Source organism: bacterium (Candidatus Blackallbacteria) CG13_big_fil_rev_8_21_14_2_50_49_14, assembly GCA_002783405.1.
In the GTDB taxonomy this organism is placed as follows: domain Bacteria; phylum Cyanobacteriota; class Sericytochromatia; order UBA7694; family UBA7694.
Genome location: PFGG01000021.1, coordinates 83,722 through 106,378, shown reverse-complemented (window position 1 = coordinate 106,378; position 22,657 = coordinate 83,722). Strand labels below are relative to the sequence as shown.

The window sequence follows — 22,657 nt, the reverse complement described above, 5'->3', positions numbered from 1 at the left end:
TCAGGCAACCCAGCTACCAAGCCCCGCAAAACCAGTTCAGGCAACCCAGCTACCAAGCCCCGCAAAACCAGTTCAGGCAACCTACCTACCAAGCCCCACAGCCTCCTGGATTCCAAAATCGACCTTAAGATTGCGAAAAATCGCAAGTTTTCAGATAAATTTCATGATAATATGGATATGAAAGCTTTATGAGGTATTTCCATGCAGGTCAATTCAAATATTCAGGTCATTACTCCCTTGGAGCCCCGGCCGGCCCCTGCATCCAGCCTCAGAGTGGCGCCCAAACCCTTGCCGGCTTTACCCCAGGATCATTATCAGCCCGCCCCGCTTTCGCCCCCTGCGCAAGACGATGTGATGGATGGCGGCAAAGCCCTCGCTGGTCTGGCCGTTCCTGCCGGCATTATCACCAGTTTTAAAGCCGCAACCACGATGGGTCTGACGGCAGGAGTCACCCTCGCAGGAGCAGGCATTCTGGCCGGCCAACTCAGTTCCAGTTCACTTTCTGACGATGCCCGCGCCACCACGGCGGTAGGGGGCATGCTCTCGATTGGTGCTGCTGCCGCCACCGCCTATCTGGGCAAAGGTGGCATGGCTGCCGCCGCTGTCGGCGGCTTGGGTGCCCTGCTGACCTATGGAGCCGCTCAGGCTGCCAGCGAAGCGCCCTAAAACTCCAGATGTGGAATCCCGAAGATTATCAGAACGCTTTGCGTTTTGCAGGCGAAGCTCATGCCGAACAAAAACTGCCAAGCAGCCCCGCCAATTACACCGTGCATCTGGCCCAGGTGGCCATGGAAATTTTACATGCCTGGGCCCAAGCCCCTGGCGATTGGGATGTCAACTTGGCAATGCAATGCGCACTCTTGCATGACGTACTGGAAGATACCGATACCCCACAAAGCACACTTGAAGCACGTTTTGGTCAAGCGGTAAGCCAAGGGGTACGCGCCCTGAGCAAAGACAAAAGTCTGGCCAAGGCCGAACAAATGCAGGATTCCCTGGCCCGGATCCGCGCCACGGGTCAGGCCGAAATCGCCATGGTCAAACTCGCCGACCGCATTACCAATCTGCAAAAACCGCCCAGCCACTGGGACCATACCAAGATCGCCAAATACCAGGCCGAAGCCCGCATCATTCTTGCAGAATTGGGCTTCGCAAATACTTTTCTGGCACAACGTCTGGCAAACAAAATTGAAGCCTACGGGCAGTATCTCTAAAGCTTACTGACATGAGCGATCTCAGTTTTCTCACCCCACAGGGGCGCTTCAATTACCGCGTCGCCGCCGTGATTCTGCATGCCAATCAGATTCTGGCCATGAAAGAAACAGAGGCCCCCTACTACTACCTGCCGGGGGGACGGGTCAAACAGCAGGAAACCAGCTTAGAAGCGCTGCAAAGAGAACTTCAGGAAGAACTGGAACTGAGCGAATACAGCGCCCACCTGCGCTGGGTGCATGAAAACTTTTTTACGGAAGCTGTCTCTCAAGAAAGCTACCATGAACTCTGTTTTTATTATCTGGTGAAGTTGCCAGCAGAACATGCCCTGCTGACCCAGCCCAGCTTTGTGCGGGCAGAAGCCCATCAAGAGCATCTTTTTCAGTGGCTGCCCTGCGAAAGCCTCGACCAAGCGCCCCTCTTTCCTGGTTTTTTGTACAGCGAGCTAATGGCAAATCATGGTGGACTGCATCATATTGTCGAAAAAACCTGAAACCCTTTTCTCAAAACCTCAATTTTTGTTTAAATCCAGATTTAAACCAGAAAGTTCAAACAAATCCCCGCAGATAAAAGCGCTATCCCCAGTTTTTCCGGCAAGGAGTAGGCCCATGGTTCAGCCCATTGATTCCCCCTTTTTCAATCCCCTGCAGCCCAAAGAGCAGGTCTGCCGGCCCGAACCTGTTGAAGCTCCGATCTGTGAAGCCGACCCCAGCACGCTTCAGCCTTGCGAAATCCATACCACAGCCCCTGCAGCCGAGGACAAAGCCCGCCCCAAACTCGATATGAGCCAGCTCTATGCACAGGCTAATCTCGATCTGCAGCTTGAAGATAAAAATGGATTGCTTCAAACCGGGCAAAGAGATATTCAAAACAGACTCCAGGGTGAAATCGTGCTCAATGGCGATCTGCACCAAGAAAACTTCGCGGCACTTTCCCTATGCCGATGTACTCAAATGGATTCAGGCCCTGGGCGGGGAAAGCGTTCTGCAGCAGGAAAAGCTCAAGGCCAATTTGACTTGAGTTCCCACCATTTCATGCTGGATTTGAGGAAATAAATGAGCCTGAATTACGCCATGGAAATAGCCTTTGCCGCAAACAAAGCCAATGAAGTCTATCAAAAACTTTTATCTGTTCTGACAGAGCAGTCCCGGGCTCAGTTCAAAAGTCAAAGGGTATGGGAGCCCTGTAAAGAGATCAGCGGAGTCATGGCGACCACCCAAACGCCTGCTTATCTTGCTTACGGCTTCAAAAATCCTGAGTCCGATTCAGAATGCCTGAAAAACAATCTGAGCCTTATTGTACCCATCAGCCAGGAATTTCAGGCCAAACTCGAGTGTAAAAAACGCCTCTCCTCCTGCATCGAGTTACAAAAAGATCAATCGCAAATGGTCATTAACTATTTTCATACGTCCATGAGTGTGGGGAAAAAATGGGGAAACCTCTCTTTTTTATGCCCCCTTTCTTCACTCAGCGACTTTTTGACAAGTCACTCTGAAGCTCAAACCTTTTTTGTTGAAGTATTCTCGGATTGTGCCGAACTGATTTGGTTTGATTATAAATGGGATACCCTTCATATACTTTTTCCACAAGATATCTATATTGAAAATTTTGATCAGGAATTTTATATACAAGATACCCTTGAATATTCCACAGATGCTGAGATTGAATTTATTTTGGAGAACTACAGACTTGAACAAAAGATGAAACAGTTATTCCAGATTTTTTCTTCAATTTCCAAACAAGAATTCATTCGTCAAGTTCCCCAGGATATCCCACTCAACACAAAAATAGGCTCAGAAAATCTCAAATCGCTCCTCGATCTAGCCATCGAATTTGATCGTCTCGATCTTGCATATTATCTTGTCGAAAAAGGTATTGAGTTAAATTATGTTAATAGAGAAGGCTGGACTTCTGCCATCATAGCCTTGAATGAAGGACACTATGATTTTTTTCAATTTCTGATTCAGCGTGGCGCACAGTTAAACCTGGATCAATACTCGGCTAAAATCATTTTTAAGAGTGCACTCAAGAAAAAAAATCTGAGAATTTTAGACTATTTATTTGAAGTATCTGATCAATGCGACTTTCTCGACCCCCTGGAAAAACATCTGGCACTCCGTTCTGCACAGGCAAATAAAAATATCGAAATGGCTCAATATTTATCCAAACTTGGGATCAGTGCAACCCTATCCGATGCTCTGGTAAGTGCTGAACATTCATGGAAAAACATTGATTGGGCATTGTATTTTTGGCAAGTCATTGATAATGATTGGGTGGATGTCTTGCAATATCTTTTTGAAAAAACTCAAGATTTAACACAAAACGCTAGTTTAAACAGGTACACAGATCTACTCTTACAATGCGCATGTTCACAGGGCAGCTTGAAAAATGTCGTTTTTCTCCTTGAAAAAGGCTATAAACCAGATATGCCAGACAGAAATGGAAAAACAGCCTTCATGTGCGCGGAAGAAAGGCTTCAATGGCTAACCCAAGAACTGCAAGGACTAACAAACACCCACCCCCACCCCGCACAAGCAATCACAAAATGCCTTCAAAATATCCAAACACAACAAAAAGTTATCATAAATTTGTTAAATGCTAAAAAATAAAATAGAGAAAAATGCTTACGATAATTCTGACTTAAGCATTATTTGAGAATCTCGATTGCTTTTTACTTGTAAGAGAACTCAGCATAACCCAGGGCTGTTCTTCCTATTTTATCTTCAATATTTTTGTCTGCCCCCTTTTCCAATAAAACTTTCACAACCTCAAGATGACCAAATCTGGCAGCCCACATCAGAGAGGTATATCCAGAATCACTTACATCACTGAGACGAGCTCCTTTCTCCAACAGCAATTTGACAATATCGAGATTTCCGCTACAGGCAGCAGCCATCAAAGAAGTAAAGCCATCATTGTTTTTATCTCTGGGATTAGCCCCTTTCTCTAACAAGAGTTTTACTAACTCCAAGGCCCCTTCTCTGAGGCTTCGATGAGAGCTGTATTCCCATTCATTCTTGCTTTATCATTGGGGTTTGCCCCCTGCAGCAACAGCAATTGAACTAATTTACATCGCCCCTCCAAACAGCCCAGTGCAGTAAAGGGAAATAATGACCTGTCCAGATCACAAAACGATTCAGGTCCTCAGGATGCTCTTTCAACCATTCAATGACTTGCTCCGGTTGATCTTTACTGACGGCCTTTTGCAGACTCTGCGCCCAAACAGGCCGGCATAGACACAGAATTTAAAGCCACTATCCCCAACAAAAATTGAGAAGAGAATTTCATTCCCCAATACCCCCATCAAAATTAGAAAACAAACGATATACCCATCTTCAACGAATAAACCGCCTTAACCCAGTAACCGCTCCACTTCCTGCCACTCCCATGCAATCCAAGCCTGCGCGTAGCCCCCTTCAAGAAAGGCCGCCAGCAGCGGAAAAAGCGTCACGGGGGCCCCAAATTTCCAGGCTCCCTCGGCGTTGAGAGCAAGGGTTTTGTCTTGCCCTGGATACCAGCTCTGTGGGGTGGGGCAACCTGTTTCAGCACGTAAATGAACCAAAGCTGGCTCCAACACTTCCAAAGGCAAAGGCGCTGCCTGCTGCTGATGCCAACGCAAGACAAACTTCAGGGCCCGCAACAGATCGTAATGGTAAAAACGTGGAAAAAGCGGCTGAAGCCAAAGCGGGTCAATCACGGCCCCCTGTGAGCTTTGGTAAAGTTTGCGCCGCAGCAGAGAATCCAGGCCTTTTTTCAAAAGCGTTTCTTCTTGCGCGTTGCGTTCTGGTTTGAGCAGCAGGGCTTCGAGCATGGGCAAAGTTGAAACCAGCGAAGCGCGCTGGGAATGGGTATAAACCTGTTCATCGCAGTTATAGCCCCCATCAGGCAATTGGTAATGGCTGAACCACTCACTCAGCCAGGGCCAAATCCGCCACGGATCGAGCCCCCCGGCCTGCACGATCTGGATTGCGGTGCCCAAAGCGCAATGGCAGATGATCTGACGGTAGGGGTCACAACCGGCAGGTAACTCACTTTCGAGCTGGGGAAAGTGATGAAGATAATGCTGGTCGATCAAGGTCGCGAAGCGTTCAAAAACCGCCTGCGAAAGCCTGCTAAGCTGACCTGTTTCAAGCAGAAAAGCCAGCGGCCACCAGACGGCCTGCCATTTGGGCCAGTAGGGGTCGGCCACATCAAAGGCTTCAGGGTTTTCCAAAACCCGACAAAGCCGTTCAAGTTCAGGTTCTAAAGCTTCAGGAAAAGGGGGGAATTCTTTTTTTTGTATCATTTTTCCAGCTTAACACGCGCGCAAGCCGCAGTGCTAGAATGGAGGCAGATCCACGCGAAGGAGAATTGCCGTGACCGAATACTGCGTTGTGTATATCACCGCTGGTTCGCTGGAGCAGGCCCAGCAACTGGCTGATGCCCTGGTTCAGGAAAATCTGGCGGCCTGTGTCAACCGGGTTGGGCCTGTGCATTCCACCTACCGCTGGATGGGTCAAATCTGCAATGATGAAGAGTACCTGCTGATCATCAAAACCCGCCAGAAATGCCTGCCTGAACTCACACAAAGAGTCCAGGCCCTGCACAGCTACGAAGTGCCCGAAATCATCGCCCTGCCCATTCTGGGCGGTTTAACCGCCTACCTGGATTGGATTCAGGCCCAAACCGAAGAACCTGCCGAAAACGAATAATTGGAGAAGATCATGTTGAACCTGGAATTTCACAGTGAAAACCGCAAACGCCTGCTGGCCCAATTGCCCCCCAAAAGCGTGGTAATTATCAACAGCGCACCTCAAGCCACCTATAGCCATGATGTGCATTATCCTTACCGCCAGAACAGCTATCTGCGCTATTTAACAGGTTTTACAGAGCACGATGCCGTACTGGTTCTGGCCCCCGACTCCCCCACCCCCTATACCATGTTCGTGCTGCCCCGCGATCTTGAAAAAGAAATCTGGAATGGTTTCCGCCAGGGGGTCGATGGCATTCGCCAGGTCTATGGCGCACAAGCCGCCTATACAATTGACCAACTGGACAGCAAACTGCCTGAACTGATGGCCAATACCGAGCATCTCTACTATGCCCTGGGCCACGATGAAAACTTTGATAAAACCGTGCTGCAAGCATTGAATGCCGTTCGCAAACAGATCAGAAACGGTGTGTCTGCCCCCCGACATGTTCATGATCCCGGTGAAATTCTCAATGAAATGCGTCTGCACAAACAGCCGATCGAAATTGAATGGATGCAAAAGGCTGCAGATATTGCCGTTGAGGCCCATACCCAGGTCATGAAAACCGTCAAACCCGAAATGTATGAATACGAAGTGCAGGCCCTGATTGACTATACCTTTGGCAAACAGCAGTCCCGTGCCGGCTATCCCAGCATTGTCGGCGGCGGGCTGAATGCCACCATTCTGCACTATATCGAAAACAATCAGAAGCTCTGTGACGGTGAAATGCTGCTGGTCGATGCCGGCGCAGAATATCGTTACTATAATTCAGATATTACCCGTACCTTTCCCATCAACGGCAAATTCAGCCCTGTGCAGCGCAAAGTCTATGAACTGGTGCTCAAGGCCCAGAAAGCCGCAATTGAAATGGTCAAACCCGGCAATACTTTTATGGATCCCCATACCACCGCCGTGCGCCATCTGACCGAAGGTCTGGTCGAATTGGGGCTCTTAGAAGGGGATCCCGAACAGTTGATCGCCCAGGAAAGCTATAAAAAGTTTTATATGCACAAAACCGGCCATTGGCTGGGCGGCGACGTGCATGACGTGGGCGATTACAAAGACGCCGATGGCAATTGGCGCAAGCTGGAACCCGGCATGGTGCTGACGGTTGAGCCGGGCCTGTATTTTGGGCCCCATCTGGCCGGAGAGATTCCCCATGAATTTCTGCATATTGGCATCCGCATCGAAGACGATATCCTCGTCACCGAAGACGGTCACCGCAACCTGACCGCTGGCGTGGTCAAGGAAGTGGATCAGATCGAAGCCCTGATGCAGGATTAAGCCTGTATCTCAACTATCCGGCTGCGTTTTTGAAACCGGCTGCCACTTCGGTAGCCGGTTCTGTTTGAGCAAAACCTGATAGAGTGCCTCATCAAGATAAACGCCATAAGCCCAACCCGAGGTAATCTGGCTATAAAATTCCAACCAAGCCGTATCGGAACGCTGGCGGTTGCCTTTTCCCAAAATCAGCCAAAGGGCCTCCCCTGATTTCAGTCCGATGCGCAGCAAATAACGTTTACGCGCGCTTTCGTGGTTGGGAGCATAGGGCAAGGCCTGTTTGAAAGTGATTACCAATTCCTGAATCTCTACGGGATCGGTGAGTTCCAAAACCTTGCAGGCAGGAGGCAAACTGCCCCGTTCAGGACGGCAGCGGGCATAATCCTGACTTTCATCGTAAAAGCTAATATTCTCTACTTGCGCTGACTTCAAGCTGCGGAAAAAATCCAGGGTCTGAACAGCTTTCAGACTATAGCTCACAATCAAGCCCAAAAAAACGATCCAAGCGAATAAAATGAGCCTGCGATTTCGGGCTGAAAAACGCTTTTCACGATCAATCTGAATCAAGGCAAATCCAAATAAAATCGCCAAGAACGGCAAAACAAGAACATTGAGCGAATAGTTAAAAAAAGGCATCGCCCTTTATTCCAGGGAGCAGCGGGGTTCCCCCTCAGGCTGACCCTCGGCATGAAAATACTGCCCCGTTTGAACAAAGGCCACGGTCATACGCTCCAGTGCAGTAAGCCAGAACTTATCTTCATGTGGGCTGTCATAACGCGAAAAAAGAGAATGGTTGGCCCCCTTTTGAAAAAAACAAATCTGACTCTGGGACAAACGCCGATGAGCTTCAAGCTGAGCAAAATTGCTGGCCGTGCCATCGTCTTCCACTCCCACAATCTGCACGGGCACCTGAATTTGATTCAGCTGAGCCAGGGTCTCTTGGCCCAAACGCTGCACAGCACGCAGATGACGCAAGCGGAACTGACAATAGCCTCCACGCCCACCTTCTCGCTCCAGTTCACAACTAGGCCCCCAATCCGTATTAAAATCTGGCACCAGCGAGCTGAACAAGGGTAAAATCTGGCTCTGGGGACGATTGACATCAAAGAGCGTCGTTAAGAGAATGCCCCGGTCAAAGCTTTGGGGGGCTTGAATCAGTGCACTGGCAGCCACAGCAGCCCCCACAGAAAGCCCGCCAACAACACGCAGGCCCTCAGAAGGCATGAGCTCAGCCAATTGCAGAGCCTGCCGCTGGTAACGCTGCCAATCCTTTTCACCTGGAAGCTCCGTTGAAGTATCCTGCCAAGCACCGGGTTGACCTTGCGCTTGGCGCCCATGCCCCGACAAAAGAGGGGCATAAACGGCAAACCCTTGGGCCGCCAGCTGTGGGGCCAAGCCCCAAAATTGCTGTGGGCAGGCAGAAAAGCCATGAAAAAGCAGAAGGGTACCGCGCCGCACGCCCTGAGCAGGTAAGAAGAAAGGCTGACAGGCTTTTTGAATAGGTTGGTAATCGGCTTCTGCCAAATGCGCAATCCAGGCCGGTGGGTCAGAAATATCAGGCTGAACACGGGCTCCCTCGGGCAGCAGGGGCTTGGGCACTGATGTGGCCTGGGCAGCAAAAGTGCTGCCCCAAACCAGACCAAAGCTCAAAAGCCCTTTGCCCAGATTTTTGAGACCCCTGAACTTCAAACTGACTTGAAACATGAAAACCCCTTGCCACGCTTTTTTCTATTATGCCCAAAACCCAGGCAAACGCACAGCCCAAAATCTGCACACAAGATTCTACTTAAAGATGGGTATAATAACTTTGATTTATCTTTTTCTAAAGAGGCTTTTTCCCATGGGTGATATCCGCGCCAACCGTTCCATGCCAACCAGTGTTCAAACAACCGTCAGCAATACGGTTCATGTCAATACCAACAAACAGGAAATAACCATCCACAACGAAGGCAATCTGACCATCAATATTGCCGAAGGAGATCAACTCAACGTCACCACCCAGATCAGCGCAGGCCAGGCCATTCCCGTTCAAACGCTTGAATTTCAGCCCCAACCCAGCTATGCAGGTGCTGCCTCTCCCCGTGAAACCTATCAGGTTTTACAGGTGCTTAAGCGCGCCGAAGGCAATAGCAGCGATGCTGAATCTGCCCTTCACATGCTCAAAAACAGTCAACGCTCCTACGAAAGCTTGACTGAGGCAAGCCAATCCTACCTCGCTCTCTTGCGGGCCGAAGGCTCGGGCAGCACCAGCGATGCCATGTCAGATTATCAGCTGATCGATCGTTCTCTGTTCCCAGGTGAAAACCGCGCAACAGCAACCCAAACCTTTCTCGATCTGCTGCGGGCCGAAGGCTCAAGCAGCACCAGCGACGTCCAAGCTGAATATCAGATGATTCACAACAGTCTGAAGCCTGGCGAAGATCGCAGCTATGCAACCCGCACCTATCTCAGCCTGCTGCGGGCCGAAGGTTCTGGCAGCACCAGTGATGCCATGTCAGATTATAGACTGATTCACAGTGGCCTGAAACCTGGCCAAAGCCGGGGAGAAGCAACACAGTTCTTTTTGGATGTTCTGCGCAGCAAAGGTTCAAGCAATACGGCAGGCGCACAACACGAATACCGGCTCTACCAATAAATTAAAGGACACGGCCCTGGGCGAAAACCCAGGGCTCGCAAAATGAGGGAATAAAGCCCTCTTCAAAAGCGACTTCTTGAAAGAGGTCGCTTAATTTTTTTTCAAGTGCGTGGCGCAAAGGAGCTTCTGAAACTGGCCCAACCTGTAAACTCAAAAATCCCCCAGGGCGCAAATGGCTGCGAATAGCCTGCAATAATTGCACAAGATAGATTTCCTGGGCATGCCCACTGTGCCGCCAAGGGCTGAGCCCCAGGTCAGAAACCACAGCATCCAGCACAGGCAGTGCTGGCAATTGCGCCAGAACTTCTCCCAGGCGAAGCTCCAAACGGGGATCGGCAAAGGCCTGGCCACAGAGTTTGCTTAAAAAACGCTGGGAGGCCTCAATCACAGCCGGATCCAATTCGAGCAGATAGACCCGCTCCAGCTCAGGCAGGTGCCGGAAGCATTCCTGCAGCACCCCACCGTCTCCCCCACCTAAAACCGCCAACTGGCGAATACCTGCCTGACCCCGCAAAGGCTCGACCAAGGCCTGGTGATACACCCGATCGCTTTCGGCAATTTGCAGTTCCTGATCGAGAAACAGCATGCGCCCAAAACTTGGGTTTTCAATCACGCGAATTTCCTGCCAGGCCGTGCGCTGATGCAGAAGCGTGGCCTGCACATGGTAACGCACGTCATGCCCCGATTTGGAAAGATCGGTCAGCAGATGCTGCTCTTGCAGGGTAATCTTCTGGCCCCGAATAATCTCGGCCCGACGTAGCTGCTGGGGTTGCAAACGGTCTTTTAACCAGGCCAATAAACGTTCTGGGCCTGGCGAACCAGGGGAGCAGGTGAAAATATCCACGGCCAGATGGTGGGTCTCAGGATAGGTATGCAGTGCCACGTGCGATTCCCCAATAATCGCCACGGCGGTCACTCCCACCGGCTCAAACTGGTGGGCCACCAGCTCTCGCAAATCCAGACCGGCGGCAGGCAGCCCTTCACGCAAGAGTGCTTTGACCGTGTCTTGGTGCTGCAAAAGTTGAAATTGCTGGCAATCCAGGAATTCAGCAATCAGCTGAACCCCAAAGGCTTTCACAGATACCCCTGGGCCTGAAGCGCGAAGAGACGGGCGTAAATCCCATCATGCTGCATCAGCTCGCTGTGGCTGCCGCGCTCAATAATATGCCCCTTGTCCAGTACGACGATATCATCGGCCATGCGCACGGTGGAAAAACGGTGCGAAATCACGATCGCCATCTGGTTTTGGGTAATCTCGCGAAAGCGTTCAAAGATCAGGGCTTCGGCCTCGGCATCCATGGCCGAGGTGGGTTCATCCAGCACCAGAATATCTGCGCGGTGGCGCATAAAAGCACGGGCCAGGGCAATGCGCTGCCATTGTCCGCCCGAAAGCTCACGCCCGTTTTTAAACCAGCGCCCCAATTGGGTATGGTAGCGTTCGGGCAATTCGTCGAGAAAAGACGTGACCATGCCCTTTTCGCCTGCTTCTTCCCAGCGGGCTTCGTTATAATAATCCTGCAAATCACCCGCCCCGATATTTTCTCCCAATTCCATCTGGTAGCGCACAAAATCCTGAAAGATGACGCCCACACGATCGCGCAGGGCCTGAATATCCCAGTCTTTCAGCTCCAAACCATCGAGCAGAATCCGCCCCCCTTCAGGCTCATAGAGCCGGGTCAGCAATTTGATCAGGGTGGTTTTGCCTGAGCCGTTTTCACCTACCAGCGCCAGTTTGCGTCCCGGTTTGAGGTGCAGGTCAATGGCTTCAAGCGCCAGCTTGTCTGCGCCAGGATAGCGAAAACTGACCTGTTCAAAGCGAATCCCGTCTCCGGGCAGGGGCCCCGCCTGGGCCTTGCCCGTATAACCTGGGGTGGGCTGGTCGAGAAATTCATAGAGTGTAGACAGGTAAAGATTGTCTTCAAACATGCCGCCAATGGCGTTCAGACTGCTGGCAAAGGCAGCTTGCCCCTGTTTAAAGACCAGCAGGTACATGGTCATTTCTCCCAGGGAAAGATGCGCGGCAATGGTTTCGAGGACGGTCCAGGCATAGGCCCCATAGAGCGCCAGGGTGCTCAAGCCGCCCAAGAAAAAGCCCCAGATATTGCGCTTCCAGGTCAAGGCCCGATCTTCGCCAAAGATTTTCTGAAAAATATCCTTGTAACGCTGTAAAAACAGCGGCCCCAATTGGTAAAGCTGAACTTCCTTGGCATAGTCTTCACGGGCGATCATCATTTCAAGATAGGTCTGCTCACGGCTTTCGGGAGCCCGCCAGCTAAACAGCCTGAAGGCATCGCCCGAAAACTTGGTTTCGGCAATAAAGGCCGGAATCGCAGCCAGGGCCAGCAGCAAAACGGCCCAGGGTGAAAACGCCAAAAGCAGACCACAATAGGTGATCAGAGAAATGGTGTTCTGCACCAAACCAAAGAGCCGGTTGATCAGGCCCAGGGGACGGCTCGAAGCCTCGCGGCGGGCACGGGTCAGGCGGTCGTAAAATTCAGAGTCTTCAAACTGCGGCAAGGACATCAGCAGGGCTTTTTCAAGGATCAGTACATTGACCTTGTGGCCCAGCAAAGCCCGCAGCAGAGACTGACAGATCTGAATGCCCTTTTGCAGGCCAAACTGGGTAATCACCAGGCCGCCCTCGAGGGCCACAAAAAACAAAGCCTGTTGGCGGGCTGCCTCGCTGCCCTGCTGGGCTGCAGCCAAAACACTGTCGATCAGAAGTTTGCCTGTATAGGCAATACCGGCAGGCACCAAACCCGCCAGCAGGGTACACAGGCCGTACATCACCGCCAGCAGGGGAGCCGTCTGCCAGACCAGCTTTAAAGCTGGCAAGCTGAAGCGAAAAGCTCCGGTCAGAGTTTTTGTAAATTTTGAGAGTGCGTTCATGGGGGTATTGTAAGCCATGTTTCAAGTCGAAGGCATCGTTTGAGAAAAAATCTTTGGGGCAAAAGCTGTGAAATCAGCAGATTGAAGGCCAAGTCCCGGATTGCGGCCCGCCTTTGAAAGATTTGAAAGGGCAGCTCAGGTTCTTCAGGCCGAAAAATCTGGGGCGTTTTGTAAAATCTGCTCTATTTGATCTTCACTGAGCAAACTGGTTGCGCCTCTCATGGAAGAAGGAGAATCCCATTCTATTTCATCAAAATACCGATCCCACAGATCCATTAATTCCTCACTCAGGGCCAACCTGGGATGCTTGAGAATCTGACCCTTCGGCATGCGTTCCAAGTACTTGATAACCATTGGCAGTTCCCAGTCAACAAAGGCTCCCGAACAAAGAGCATCCCAATTCCAACGATCGGAAAACTGCTCAATCTGTGCCATCGACCAACCAATATATGTCTGGTTCTGCTGCTCATAGAACACATGCCCACTCAAAATCTGCCAGTCCCAACGCGAACTGAACGTTTCAATCAGAGGGTTATTCTTCGGGAGATAACGATTAGAACTTATGCCCTTAAAATTCAATTCAGTTGCAAAATCATGCAGAAGATCTGGAGCCGATACCAGTAAGCACGCAAAACAAGCATTCTCTGAAAAGTTTTGCCAGAAGTAATGCTCTTGAGCTTTGTTCTGCCTTTTTTCTTCAAGCACCTGATAAATAAATGCTTTGCTCAAAGAGCGAACATGCGGATTCATAAGCAGAGAAGCAGGCACCAATACATCACGAAAGGCTTCAATTTGCAGAGGATCGGCAAAAATGGAAGAGTATTTACAAACCTGCTCCCAATCGATCCGTTCTCGATAATGGATTAACAACTCTTTGTGTGAAACAAAATTTTCTTGAGAACTTAAAAAATCAAAAACCCAGAAGTTTTCAAAATCATAAAAAAATTCAATCAAAGGTATGGAAAATTTTAATTTATCATTTTGACTTATCAATCCGCCAATCCAAAGATGTTGAAATTTTTGGAGAATTTCAATCGAAAAAGGAATTCCTTCATTTAAACTCAATTCACGCCAGTCCCATTTATCCCGATACTTTTCAATCAGCTCAGCAGTCCAATTTATATATTCATTGCTACTAAAATGGTGAAAATCAGGTTGCTCTGGATCAAAAAGAAAATACAAACGTTCTGACCAAGGCAGATGGGTTAATTTATCATTTAGAGAACGAAAAATACTCTCAATTTTCTGAGTTTTCTTAAGGCTTTTATATTGGCGCTCCAGCTCATCTATCTCCCAATCCAGATGGGGATTCAATAACAATAGATTCCAATCCAGCTTATCCCGATACTGTTCAACTATCGCCCAAGTCAAAGGGTAAAAGAGTGCAATATCTGAGACCACAGGCAGAGTGAACTGATGTTTGTCTATAAAATCCAGAATATTCATGGAGAGGGTAATTCGCAATCGTTCATACTCATACCCAATGTTTCAGGAGTCAGAAGATCTGAGGCTGGATCAAATGGAACACCGTGTATAATGGCTTTATTTCTTAGCATTTCAGTTATAAACGGCCCCGCTTGATCCACGTAAAATTTAGCTCTTGCAGCTTTTGGATTTACTGTTTTTGCTGCAGTAAATGTTTCTTCAGCTTGTTTCTCAAATTTTTCAAAGCCATTGGTTTTTGGAATTTGAAAGTTACCTGTTTTGACTTGACCAAAAGCAACAGCGACACCATTCGTTTCCGGCCCATAAATCAAATCAATATCAGCAATAAAGTTTTTGTATTGATCGTAGAACACTTTTTCAATATTAATAAGTGTTTCAGCCCCAGGAACTTGATTTCTGTTCATTAGGGTAATTTTACTCTGATAAATATAGCCCACTAACGATTGACGAGCACTATCATCACCGGGATTATTTGTTAAATTATTAATGCCAGAATCTTTAACTTTATCTCTCAATTTTTTCAAACCTAATTTAAGTTCCTTTATTGCCGTTCTTCCTCTCATTTGATTTAAAGCATCAACCATTTTATTCCCACAATTTATCAACTCTTGATCACTCATGGTAGTCCCCCCATTGCCTGAAGGTACTGCACAAGCCTTAAAAATTGCATTTCTTACCTGCGCAGACAACTGCCAACCCGGCATCCACCAAAAAATCTGATCCATCTTCTGATAAAACTGCTGAACCTGAGCCAATGCCTGGGGGCCATATTGCTGAGCCAAAGTCTGAAGCTGGGCAATTTGAGTTTTCAATCGTGACGCCAATGCTGTTGCGCCTGAAAAAGCACCTTGACTGATTGCATCTTTCATCTCAGTAAGCGTCGTTTCCACAGCAGCCATGGCCTTTTGTAGCGCATTTCTCTGCTGAGCCTGATTATTATTGGCCTGAACGCTGAATCCCTCTGCATCAGACTGCAACTGAGCCTCTAAACCCGCCAGAATCTCTTCTGCCTCAGCAATGCTTTCCAAAATCTGAGCTTCCTGTTGATCCGCGTAAGCCCGAAGGTCTGTGCCAGCAGGCAGATCCAGGGCCTGCAGTAACTGGTTCACTTTTTGCTCAGTCTGCGTAAACTGCTGCTGAACCTGAGACCAGGCTTGGGGCATGTGTGCATTTAACTGCTTGAGTTGTGCATGCACTGGCGCAGCCTGATTGGAAGCATCCCCCCGGCTCAGAATGGGTGACGCTGAAAGCAGGTCGCTGATTAACTGACGTTCAAGATCCAGAATTTGCACATATTGCTCTGTCGCAGCCAAAATCGCAGGTGTGGTCAGTTCCTGGCTGAGGGTCTGGATCTGCGTCAGGCGTTGTTCGGTTTCAGTTTGCCAGTCTTTTAAACTGCTGGGGGTGGCAGCAGGTAAAACCAAGGCTTGATTCAGGCTGGCATAAGCACTTTGAAAAGACGAAAGCTGGGTATTGAGCTGGGCCAGCATATTTTCAAGCTCTTGACGTTCTAGCAGGGCTTGAGCCTGTAAAGCCAGATAACGGGTTTGAAGGCTATTTGCTTCAGTCTCCTTTTTTGCCTGAAGAACGAATGTTCCTGGCACAGCAAGTCCTTGTGCCAGCATTTCGCTCTGCAAAGTCTTGAGCTGGCTTTGAGTCGTGACAAGATTTTGAACAGCTTGAGAATTCAAAGAAACAGGATTGCCGATCTGCATAAGTGATTGCAACTGACTGGGGAGAATCGGAGGCTGATTTTCGCAATTATCTCCATTGCCACCCGATGCGCTGGGGGAGGGGGTCGGTAAAGGCGTCGGCGTTGGACAAACCTGCCCCGCTGGACAGGGCGTAGGCGTAGGAACAGGGGTAGGGATTGGCGTGGGCGAAGAGGTGGGAGTGGGCGTAGGTTGGGGATCTGGCTGAGGAGGTAAATATACTTCGAGTGAAATACTCGCTGTAGAGGGGCCTCCCGCGACATAATTTGAGCAACTGTTCTTGCCATCAGCACTGACAAAAACAGCGGTTCCCCCTTGAGCCGTGCCTGAAATACTCAGTTGAAACTGTGCTTTGGATTCAGTAGGATTCCAAACCCCACTGGCAGAGTTAACCCACATACTGTTATTGCTGATGCCCCAAGAGCCTTCAACACAAACCTCACCACCATCGGTCAGCTTATCGGTGTCTGATTGGTAATGGAAGCCAAACCCTGCAGGCCAGGAACGACTGGTATCCAGCGTAAAATTCAAGCCATCACTGCTGACCAGTTCGATGGAACCAGAAACATTTCGACTAAAACCGCCATGAAGCAAGCCCAGATCCCAGGCATTTACTCCCAGACCGAGAGCCAGCCGGGTTGCAATGGGTTGATTCTGGGCATTGACCCCTGTTTCGAGCACATTTACACCATAGTAATAGCCTGACTGGCCTTCAACAATTCGTGAATAGAGGCCCGAAGAAGTCAAAGAAAGAGAGTCACCTGCTGGTGTGGGGGGAGGCACAGAAAAGAAGCCCAGAGATACATTTAAAGCCGTAATCAGACCCGTTTGTGCACAAGCATAGCCATAGTATTGATAATCTGAAGGGCAATTGATCGGCTGGGGGGCCGAAAGCGCCTGAAAACCGGCTGGGGAAAACACTTCAGGTGAAATGCCTTTGACCAAGGCCGTATTTGTGGGAATCAAAGAATGGGCAGATGCCGCCTGACTTTTGATTTGAATCCCTTGTCGGGGTCTTGAGCTGTTCAAGCTGGGGGTCTGAGCTATACAAGAAAAAAGCATCAGACTGGCCAGAACACTGGCCGTAAAAGGTTTAATCGCTTTGGTTAAGTGCAAAGCACGCCCAGAGGCGAGAGGCGAGAGGCGAGAGGCGAGAGGCGAGAGGCGAGAGGCGAGAGGCGAGAGGCGAGAGGCGAGAGGCGAGAACGATTGTATGGCATAGGTCAGACTCCATCAAGGCATCAAGTAGGTTGCTCAATAGTTTAGCAAAAGATTTTAAAGATTTTGTCAACAAATTATTGTATTTGTAGAATTTTCTTTATACATTTGTCATACATAATCATGCAGATCAAAGTCTAAAAGCCGCAAACAAAATCAAGCACTAACTCACCCTATTTCTTTACAATAAAAGTATTTACTCAAAATACTGTCTTAATTCTTTAGAATTTTTAACAATAAATGATTCTATTAAAACAATCCGCACTTGGGGTTTAATAGAAGCAGAAGCTTAAAGGTGAGCCCAATGTCACTCTCTGCCTGTTTGATGATTAAAAATGAGGCCGAAAGCCTGCCCCGCTGCCTGGAAAGCCTGCAAACCCTGGCCAGCGAAATCATTGTGCTGGATACCGGTTCAAGCGATCAGAGCCTGCAAATCGCCAGCGCTTTCAACGCCCAGATCCTGCAGCGCCCCTGGTCAGGCCACTTCGCCCAGACCCGCAACCAGGTGCTGCAAGCCGCACAAGGCGATTGGATTCTGAATATCGACGCCGATGAATGGCTTGAACCCGAAAGCAGCCAAGCTCTTCAAGCCTTTCTCAAGCAAGCGCCCCCCGCGATCTATGCCTTGCGCTGGCAACAGGCCCCCGATCAGCCCCCCAGTCGCAAAGCCGTGCTTTTCCCCAACCACCGCGGAGTGGTTTATCTGGGCCGGGTGCATGAAATTCCCTGGGACCCCAGTGGCCAACTGCCCTACCAAACCCTGAATCATATCGAACTGGCACATGCCCCCCGAATTTCCCCACTTTCAGCCCAAAAGGTCAAGGCCTACCGCCATTTATTGGCTCAGGATTTAGAGCACCCCAACCCGATTGAACGCTTTCATGCCCTGCGCCATTGGGGCCAAAGCGAATTGATTCTTCAAAATGATCGTGCTGCCCGTGCCGCTTTTTTAGCCGCCTGGGAACTCTTTCGCCACTTACCGGCCCCCTGCTATGCCTGGGGCAGCACCGTACTCGAAGCCCTGCTCTTTTTGGCCTGCGAAACTGAACAAGCCGAAGAATACAGCTTCTGGCGCAAGGTTTATGCCCAGGCTTACCCTGAAAACCCACGCCTGAGCAGCTTACCGCTGGAGCTTTAAAGCCCAGGGCATCAGCACTTTCAAACACAGCTTCAGCACAGGTTTCTGAGAAATTCAATCAGATCAAGAATCCCGTCCTGGCGCCCAAAGATCAGGTCACTGCGCTCAGTAATTTTCTGGCGCATCTGCAGCTGAAAATCACGATCCTGCCCCAAGCGCAGGGCCAACTGAACATAGTCAGCTGGGGTCTGGGCAATCAAATCGGTCATTCCCATTTGCTGATAAAGCGCCAGGGTCGAACGCCCGCGCAGATACTGAGAGGGAAGTGTCACCATCGGCGTCCCCAGGCCCAATGAAAGATAAGCCGTATTGCCTGCGCCAAAATGCGGCGTATCCAAAGCAACATCGACATGGGCAAGTAAATTGAGAAAAAGCGGCTGCGGTAGCCAGGGCAAGACTTTCAAACGATGAAACGCTGAGCCCAAATGCGCTTGAAGACGGGGCAAAAGTTTTTCAGAGAAAAAAGCGAGGGGATAATCAAAAATCCCAATCATGCCCTGGGGGTCCCCTTCCAGAATGGCTGCAAACAGGGCATCCAAATCTGTGTGAAATTTAAACGGCATCATGGGGCAAAGATACAGGTGCTGATCTTCAGGCAGATTCAGTTCGGCAAAGACCTCGCTTCGGCTTTTAAACGGGACGGGCAAGGCAGGCAGGCTGTAGTTGACGGGGATATGCTTGAGCTGTACCAGCTTTTCGCTGTAATGGCCCTGAGCCTCTGGGCCTTCTAAAAGTTCTGATGAAAGATAATAATCCAGGGTGGGAATCCCCGTCGTCACCGGATGCCCGCTCAGGACCATCTGCACAGGGGCCAGACGGGTAAAGGCCAGCATCCAGGTAAACGTATCGATACCAATATCTGGATAGATCAAAATATCCAGCTCAGCCGCGGCAATACTTTCTCTGGCCGCCGCTTCGTCATCGGGCAAAACCCTGAATTCTTTCACCCCTGAGCGCAGCCTTTCGGTATGCGCATCCTGCTGAGCTCTTTCCATGCTGAAAAGATAAACCTCAAAATCTGCCTGGCTTGCACAGGCCTGAATCAAGCCCTCAAAACAATGGGTCACTGAATGATTGTAAAAATGCAGCGAACAGAAGCCAATCCGTTTTTGATGCGGGCTGAGTTGGGTTTTAACCGGCCCCTGGGGCGGGTGTTCCGGCAGAATCTGGCGGTAAATCGTCGCCAATTGCGTCAGCAGATCGCGATCATTGCGCCCCATATAACTGAGATAAAAAGGCGTATTGTCGATCCGCAAGGGGCGGCCGCTCCAAGCCAAGGGCCCCGAAAGCTGATCTAAAAGCGTCTGATAACGCGAACGCCAATAAGCCAGATCATCAGCGTCCTGAAAAATCGGGGGGGGCAAAAGCGAGAGCAGACGCAATCCGTTTTCAGGCAGGGGCTCCAACTGCCAGATCTGTTCAGCGGTCTCAATCGCGGCAAAGAAATCAGGGCGTTTGAGCTGGGCATCGAGTTGCAAGTGCAAAGCCGGTAGAAAATTGGGAAGCTGAGCCAAAACCTCTGCACACAGCGTCACCACCGGTTCAAAACTGCCCTCCTGGGTGCAAAGCCGGGCCAGATTTATTTGCAACTGCGCCCGCCGTTCGGGGGGGGCCGAAAGGCTTAAAGCATTCAAATACGCCCGCTTGGCAGCTTGCAAATCACCATTTTGAAAGAGCAGATTGCCCAAATTATTGGCAGCCTCAAAATAACCCGAATCCAAAGCCAAAGCCCGCTCCAAATGAAGAATCGCAGCTGTTCTCTGGCCTGCCTGCTCCAGCAATTGGCCCAGGTTGTTGTGATAAGAAGGGGCCTGGGGATTCAAACGAATGGCGGCTTGAAGATCGGCAATGCCCTGCTCCAGAGCGCCTTGCATGGCCCGGGCCATACCCAAAAGGTGTAAAACATCAGCATGTTCGGGATGCTGCTGAAGCAGCATGAGATAGAGACGCTCTGCATCAGCAGGATTTCCCTGTTGATGCAGACGCAAAGCAGTTTCTAAGAATTGGTTAAAATCCATCAACGCGCCCCATTCACAAGCAACCAAAATAAACACAGTCAGTTCATCAATTGAGAAAAAACTTGTCTATTTTAGAGGCTGATTTTAAGAATGGGAAGTATTCAAAATATTAATTTTTGCAATGAAGCGAAAAAGCTTTGACAGTCTTTATTCTGAAGACTTCTTGCGTTTGAGTTGATCATAGTGCCCACCCGTATAGCTGATGGTCACCATCCAGAAAGCTACCACCCCCAGCGCCAGAACCAGGCTCAACCAATCTGCATAGTGTGTTGGGCTTTTCAGCAGGTTGACCAGCACAAACCCCAAAACCAATTTGATCAAGGAGGCAGAAACGTCTCCAAAACGCATCACCGGCCCTTCAATCAAGGGTTTCAGTTTAAAGCGCGCGTCTTCAGAGGTCACGGTATAGAGCAGTTCCTTGGTAGCATTGTTCAGAGAATAATTGAGCGATCCGCCGACCACCATCAAAACCTGCAAGACCATAATTTCCAAGGGAAAAAACAGGGCCAAACCCACCAAAAGAGAAAAGACAGGTAAAATCAGGGTAGAGAAACGCAAACCCACATGGCGAAAGAGCAGGCGTGAAATTACCAACAAGAGAAAGGCTCCCAAAATCCCCTGATACGTATAGGTGCGAGAAAAGAAATCGCGCATATCTGTTTCTTTTTGATCGGTATAGGCTTTCCACGCTTTTTCAAAACGGGGCGCATCAGCAGGCGTCTTGCTCATGAATTTATGCATCGCAGGTCGCTGTTCGCTCACCGGCATTTGGCGCAGATTTTGTAAAAATGCCTGGCCTTCAGCAGGGGGCTTTTGCAGCCAAGCGAAATGCCTGGCGTAATTGGATTCAGAATAGGTGGTATCGATCATTTTCTGGCTCTGAAAATCCACCACAGTATTGAAAAGCGCCAAGGCAAAGACCATCACAGCAATGCCGCGAATATAGCGATTGATCCACAATTCTCCCAAATCAGCCCATCCGCGTGAAGAGACACGATGTGAAAGCTCCTGGTCTTGTGCGGGGGCATGCTCCACAGCATCCTGTTTGGCTTCACGGGTTTTAATTGCCAGCAGAATCAAACCCAAGGCAGCTCCCATGGCCAGTGAAGCCACCAAAAGCGCCTGGTCCTTAAAGGGGCTGCGCGCAATCCAGCTCGAAACCACAGCCCCAAAGATATTGCCAATGGTTCCTCCCAAGGCAACAAAACCAAAGCTGCGCTCGCCTTGATCGGGCGAAAAAATCGTGTTGATACAGCTCCAGAGCAGGGCCACCGCCAGCAGAAAATATACTGAAGCCCAGAAATAAAAGATCACCATTGCCACTTTCCCCCCCAGGGGGAGATAGACCAGGAAAACCAATTTACAGGCCATCAACAGAAAATACGTCAAAACCATCAGACGGTATTTGGGGATCCGATCGCAGAAATGGTTAAAAATCTTGGTCACAATCAGCGAAATAATCGGGGTAATCAGGTAAAACAAGGGCAGAATATTGGGATCAAAGCTGCTCAAAAACTGAGAATTGCGCAGAGGTTTGACCAAATAATAAGAGAGCAGCAAAAAAAACAAAGCCAGAAAACTGTATAGGGTCTGGGCTATTTCACCCCGGCGCGCACCGGTCAACCATTCTAAAATTCGCATAGGCTTTATTTTACGCCAGCCTGCCCTGAATGACTGTAGCAGGAGTAACAAAGACACTTATTTGTCGGGAAAAGAGAAAAGCCCCATACCGGGTATGGGGCTGAAAAAACTTTCACAGAATCAGGCGGCAGCTTTGGTTGAGCCAAAGGCTTTGATCAGACCCTCACGTGCGCCTGTGGCTTCGAGCAGACTGCCCCCCACGGTGGCTCCAATCGCACCGCCCACAAAGGTCACAATCGTGCCAAAGGTTCCCGTCATGCCCATGGCCCGCATGGCCAGGCCTGTCAGACCACCGCCAGCAGAAGCGCCTAAACCGGCAGCTCCCCCGCGCAGGGTATCGGTAATAATATTCGCGGCAGCACCGGCGGCATCCTGTTTGCCGCTCATCATGCCAATGCCCTGCTTCAGAACAGACATGCCCCCATAAACACCGGCGCCAATGCCCGCACTGATGCCCGCCTGGCGAAGATAGGAATTTTTCAGAACAGAATCCAGGCCAGAACCTGCTGGTTGGCCATTATTGAAAACCAATTTGCCCATATTCTTTCCGGCAATGCCCCCAAAAATCGTGGAGGTAATCAGGCCATCAACATGGGTATTGTAGGGATTCACTGTTGGATTGGGGCTTGCAGGAGGCGGAGTCGTGCCCGTATCTGAGGCTATTAAAGCTGTATTGGTCGGCATATAAATCGGGCGAATCATTTCAGATATTTGCATTGCAAAACCCCTCTTTTTAA

General features: G+C 49.7%; 22 protein-coding genes. 11 read left to right on the top strand and 11 right to left on the bottom strand.

Annotated features, from left to right (window positions below; translation table 11 throughout):
* The 6 genes from COW20_05255 to COW20_05230 all read left to right on the top strand — a co-directional run.
* Positions 1-192, top strand: a 192-nt coding sequence (locus COW20_05255) for a hypothetical protein (protein PIW49809.1), incomplete at its 5' end; no start/stop codon positions are given.
* Positions 193-201: 9 nt separating this feature from the next.
* Positions 202-666, top strand: coding sequence for a hypothetical protein (locus COW20_05250; protein ID PIW49808.1), 465 nt, complete (start codon positions 202-204; stop codon positions 664-666).
* A gap of 8 nt (positions 667-674) precedes the next feature.
* Positions 675-1,214, top strand: coding sequence for a bifunctional (p)ppGpp synthetase/guanosine-3',5'-bis(diphosphate) 3'-pyrophosphohydrolase (locus COW20_05245; protein ID PIW49807.1), 540 nt, complete (start codon positions 675-677; stop codon positions 1,212-1,214).
* Between the two features lie 11 nt (positions 1,215-1,225).
* Complete coding sequence (locus COW20_05240) at positions 1,226-1,705, top strand: NUDIX hydrolase (protein PIW49806.1); 480 nt, start codon at positions 1,226-1,228, stop codon at positions 1,703-1,705.
* A gap of 115 nt (positions 1,706-1,820) precedes the next feature.
* Positions 1,821-2,267, top strand: a complete 447-nt coding sequence (locus tag COW20_05235) for a hypothetical protein (protein ID PIW49805.1) — start codon at positions 1,821-1,823, stop codon at positions 2,265-2,267.
* On the top strand, positions 2,268-3,821 hold the full coding sequence (locus tag COW20_05230) for a hypothetical protein (GenBank protein ID PIW49804.1): 1,554 nt from the start codon (positions 2,268-2,270) through the stop codon (positions 3,819-3,821).
* Positions 3,822-3,883: 62 nt separating this feature from the next.
* Here the strand turns inward: COW20_05230 and COW20_05225 are convergent, their stop codons facing one another.
* Both COW20_05225 and COW20_05220 read right to left on the bottom strand, forming a co-directional pair.
* Positions 3,884-4,183, bottom strand: a complete 300-nt coding sequence (locus tag COW20_05225; protein PIW49803.1) for a hypothetical protein — start codon at positions 4,181-4,183, stop codon at positions 3,884-3,886.
* 381 nt (positions 4,184-4,564) lie between these two features.
* Positions 4,565-5,497 (bottom strand): hypothetical protein, encoded by a 933-nt coding sequence (locus COW20_05220; GenBank protein ID PIW49802.1) that lies wholly within the window; start codon positions 5,495-5,497, stop codon positions 4,565-4,567.
* A gap of 70 nt (positions 5,498-5,567) precedes the next feature.
* Here COW20_05220 and COW20_05215 point away from each other — a divergent pair, with 70 nt between their 5' ends.
* Both COW20_05215 and COW20_05210 read left to right on the top strand, forming a co-directional pair.
* Entirely contained in the window at positions 5,568-5,903 is a 336-nt protein-coding gene (locus tag COW20_05215) for a divalent-cation tolerance protein CutA (GenBank protein PIW49801.1), read from the top strand.
* 12 nt (positions 5,904-5,915) lie between these two features.
* Entirely contained in the window at positions 5,916-7,226 is a 1,311-nt protein-coding gene (locus COW20_05210; GenBank protein PIW49800.1) for a Xaa-Pro aminopeptidase, read from the top strand.
* Positions 7,227-7,235: 9 nt separating this feature from the next.
* Here COW20_05210 and COW20_05205 read toward each other — a convergent pair whose 3' ends face one another.
* Together COW20_05205 and COW20_05200 are read right to left on the bottom strand one after the other, a co-directional pair.
* Positions 7,236-7,859 (bottom strand): hypothetical protein, encoded by a 624-nt coding sequence (locus COW20_05205; GenBank protein ID PIW49799.1) that lies wholly within the window; start codon positions 7,857-7,859, stop codon positions 7,236-7,238.
* A gap of 6 nt (positions 7,860-7,865) precedes the next feature.
* Positions 7,866-8,927 (bottom strand): hypothetical protein, encoded by a 1,062-nt coding sequence (locus tag COW20_05200; GenBank protein PIW49798.1) that lies wholly within the window; start codon positions 8,925-8,927, stop codon positions 7,866-7,868.
* Between COW20_05200 and COW20_05195 the strand changes: the two genes are divergently transcribed.
* A complete protein-coding gene (locus tag COW20_05195) occupies positions 8,926-9,858 on the top strand; it encodes a hypothetical protein (protein PIW49797.1) in 933 nt (310 codons plus the stop codon). The genes COW20_05200 and COW20_05195 overlap by 2 nt on opposite strands.
* 1 nt (position 9,859) lies before the next feature.
* Here COW20_05195 and speD read toward each other — a convergent pair whose 3' ends face one another.
* The 4 genes from speD to COW20_05175 all read right to left on the bottom strand — a co-directional run bounded on the left by speD (position 9,860) and on the right by COW20_05175 (position 15,908).
* Entirely contained in the window at positions 9,860-10,936 is a 1,077-nt protein-coding gene (gene speD, locus COW20_05190; protein PIW49796.1) for an adenosylmethionine decarboxylase, read from the bottom strand.
* A complete protein-coding gene (locus COW20_05185) occupies positions 10,933-12,765 on the bottom strand; it encodes an ABC transporter permease (GenBank protein PIW49795.1) in 1,833 nt (610 codons plus the stop codon). The genes speD and COW20_05185 overlap by 4 nt, the downstream gene beginning before the upstream one ends.
* 126 nt (positions 12,766-12,891) lie before the next feature.
* On the bottom strand, positions 12,892-14,193 hold the full coding sequence (locus COW20_05180; GenBank protein ID PIW49794.1) for a hypothetical protein: 1,302 nt from the start codon (positions 14,191-14,193) through the stop codon (positions 12,892-12,894).
* Positions 14,190-15,908, bottom strand: coding sequence for a hypothetical protein (locus COW20_05175; GenBank protein ID PIW49793.1), 1,719 nt, complete (start codon positions 15,906-15,908; stop codon positions 14,190-14,192). The genes COW20_05180 and COW20_05175 overlap by 4 nt, the downstream gene beginning before the upstream one ends.
* Before the next feature lie 474 nt (positions 15,909-16,382).
* Here COW20_05175 and COW20_05170 point away from each other — a divergent pair, with 474 nt between their 5' ends.
* Both COW20_05170 and COW20_05165 read left to right on the top strand, forming a co-directional pair.
* Positions 16,383-16,610 (top strand): hypothetical protein, encoded by a 228-nt coding sequence (locus COW20_05170; protein ID PIW49792.1) that lies wholly within the window; start codon positions 16,383-16,385, stop codon positions 16,608-16,610.
* Between the two features lie 817 nt (positions 16,611-17,427).
* Positions 17,428-18,261 carry a hypothetical protein gene (locus COW20_05165; protein ID PIW49791.1) on the top strand — a complete coding sequence of 278 codons (834 nt, stop codon included), beginning with the start codon at positions 17,428-17,430 and terminating at the stop codon, positions 18,259-18,261.
* Positions 18,262-18,293: 32 nt separating this feature from the next.
* On the opposite strand, the gene COW20_05160 is transcribed toward COW20_05165, so the two are convergent.
* From COW20_05160 to COW20_05150, 3 genes are all read right to left on the bottom strand, one after another.
* Complete coding sequence (locus COW20_05160) at positions 18,294-20,279, bottom strand: hypothetical protein (GenBank protein ID PIW49790.1); 1,986 nt, start codon at positions 20,277-20,279, stop codon at positions 18,294-18,296.
* Between the two features lie 147 nt (positions 20,280-20,426).
* A complete protein-coding gene (locus tag COW20_05155; protein ID PIW49789.1) occupies positions 20,427-21,920 on the bottom strand; it encodes a hypothetical protein in 1,494 nt (497 codons plus the stop codon).
* A 120-nt stretch (positions 21,921-22,040) separates the two neighbouring features.
* Entirely contained in the window at positions 22,041-22,637 is a 597-nt protein-coding gene (locus COW20_05150; protein ID PIW49788.1) for a hypothetical protein, read from the bottom strand.
* Positions 22,638-22,657 lie beyond the last annotated feature (20 nt).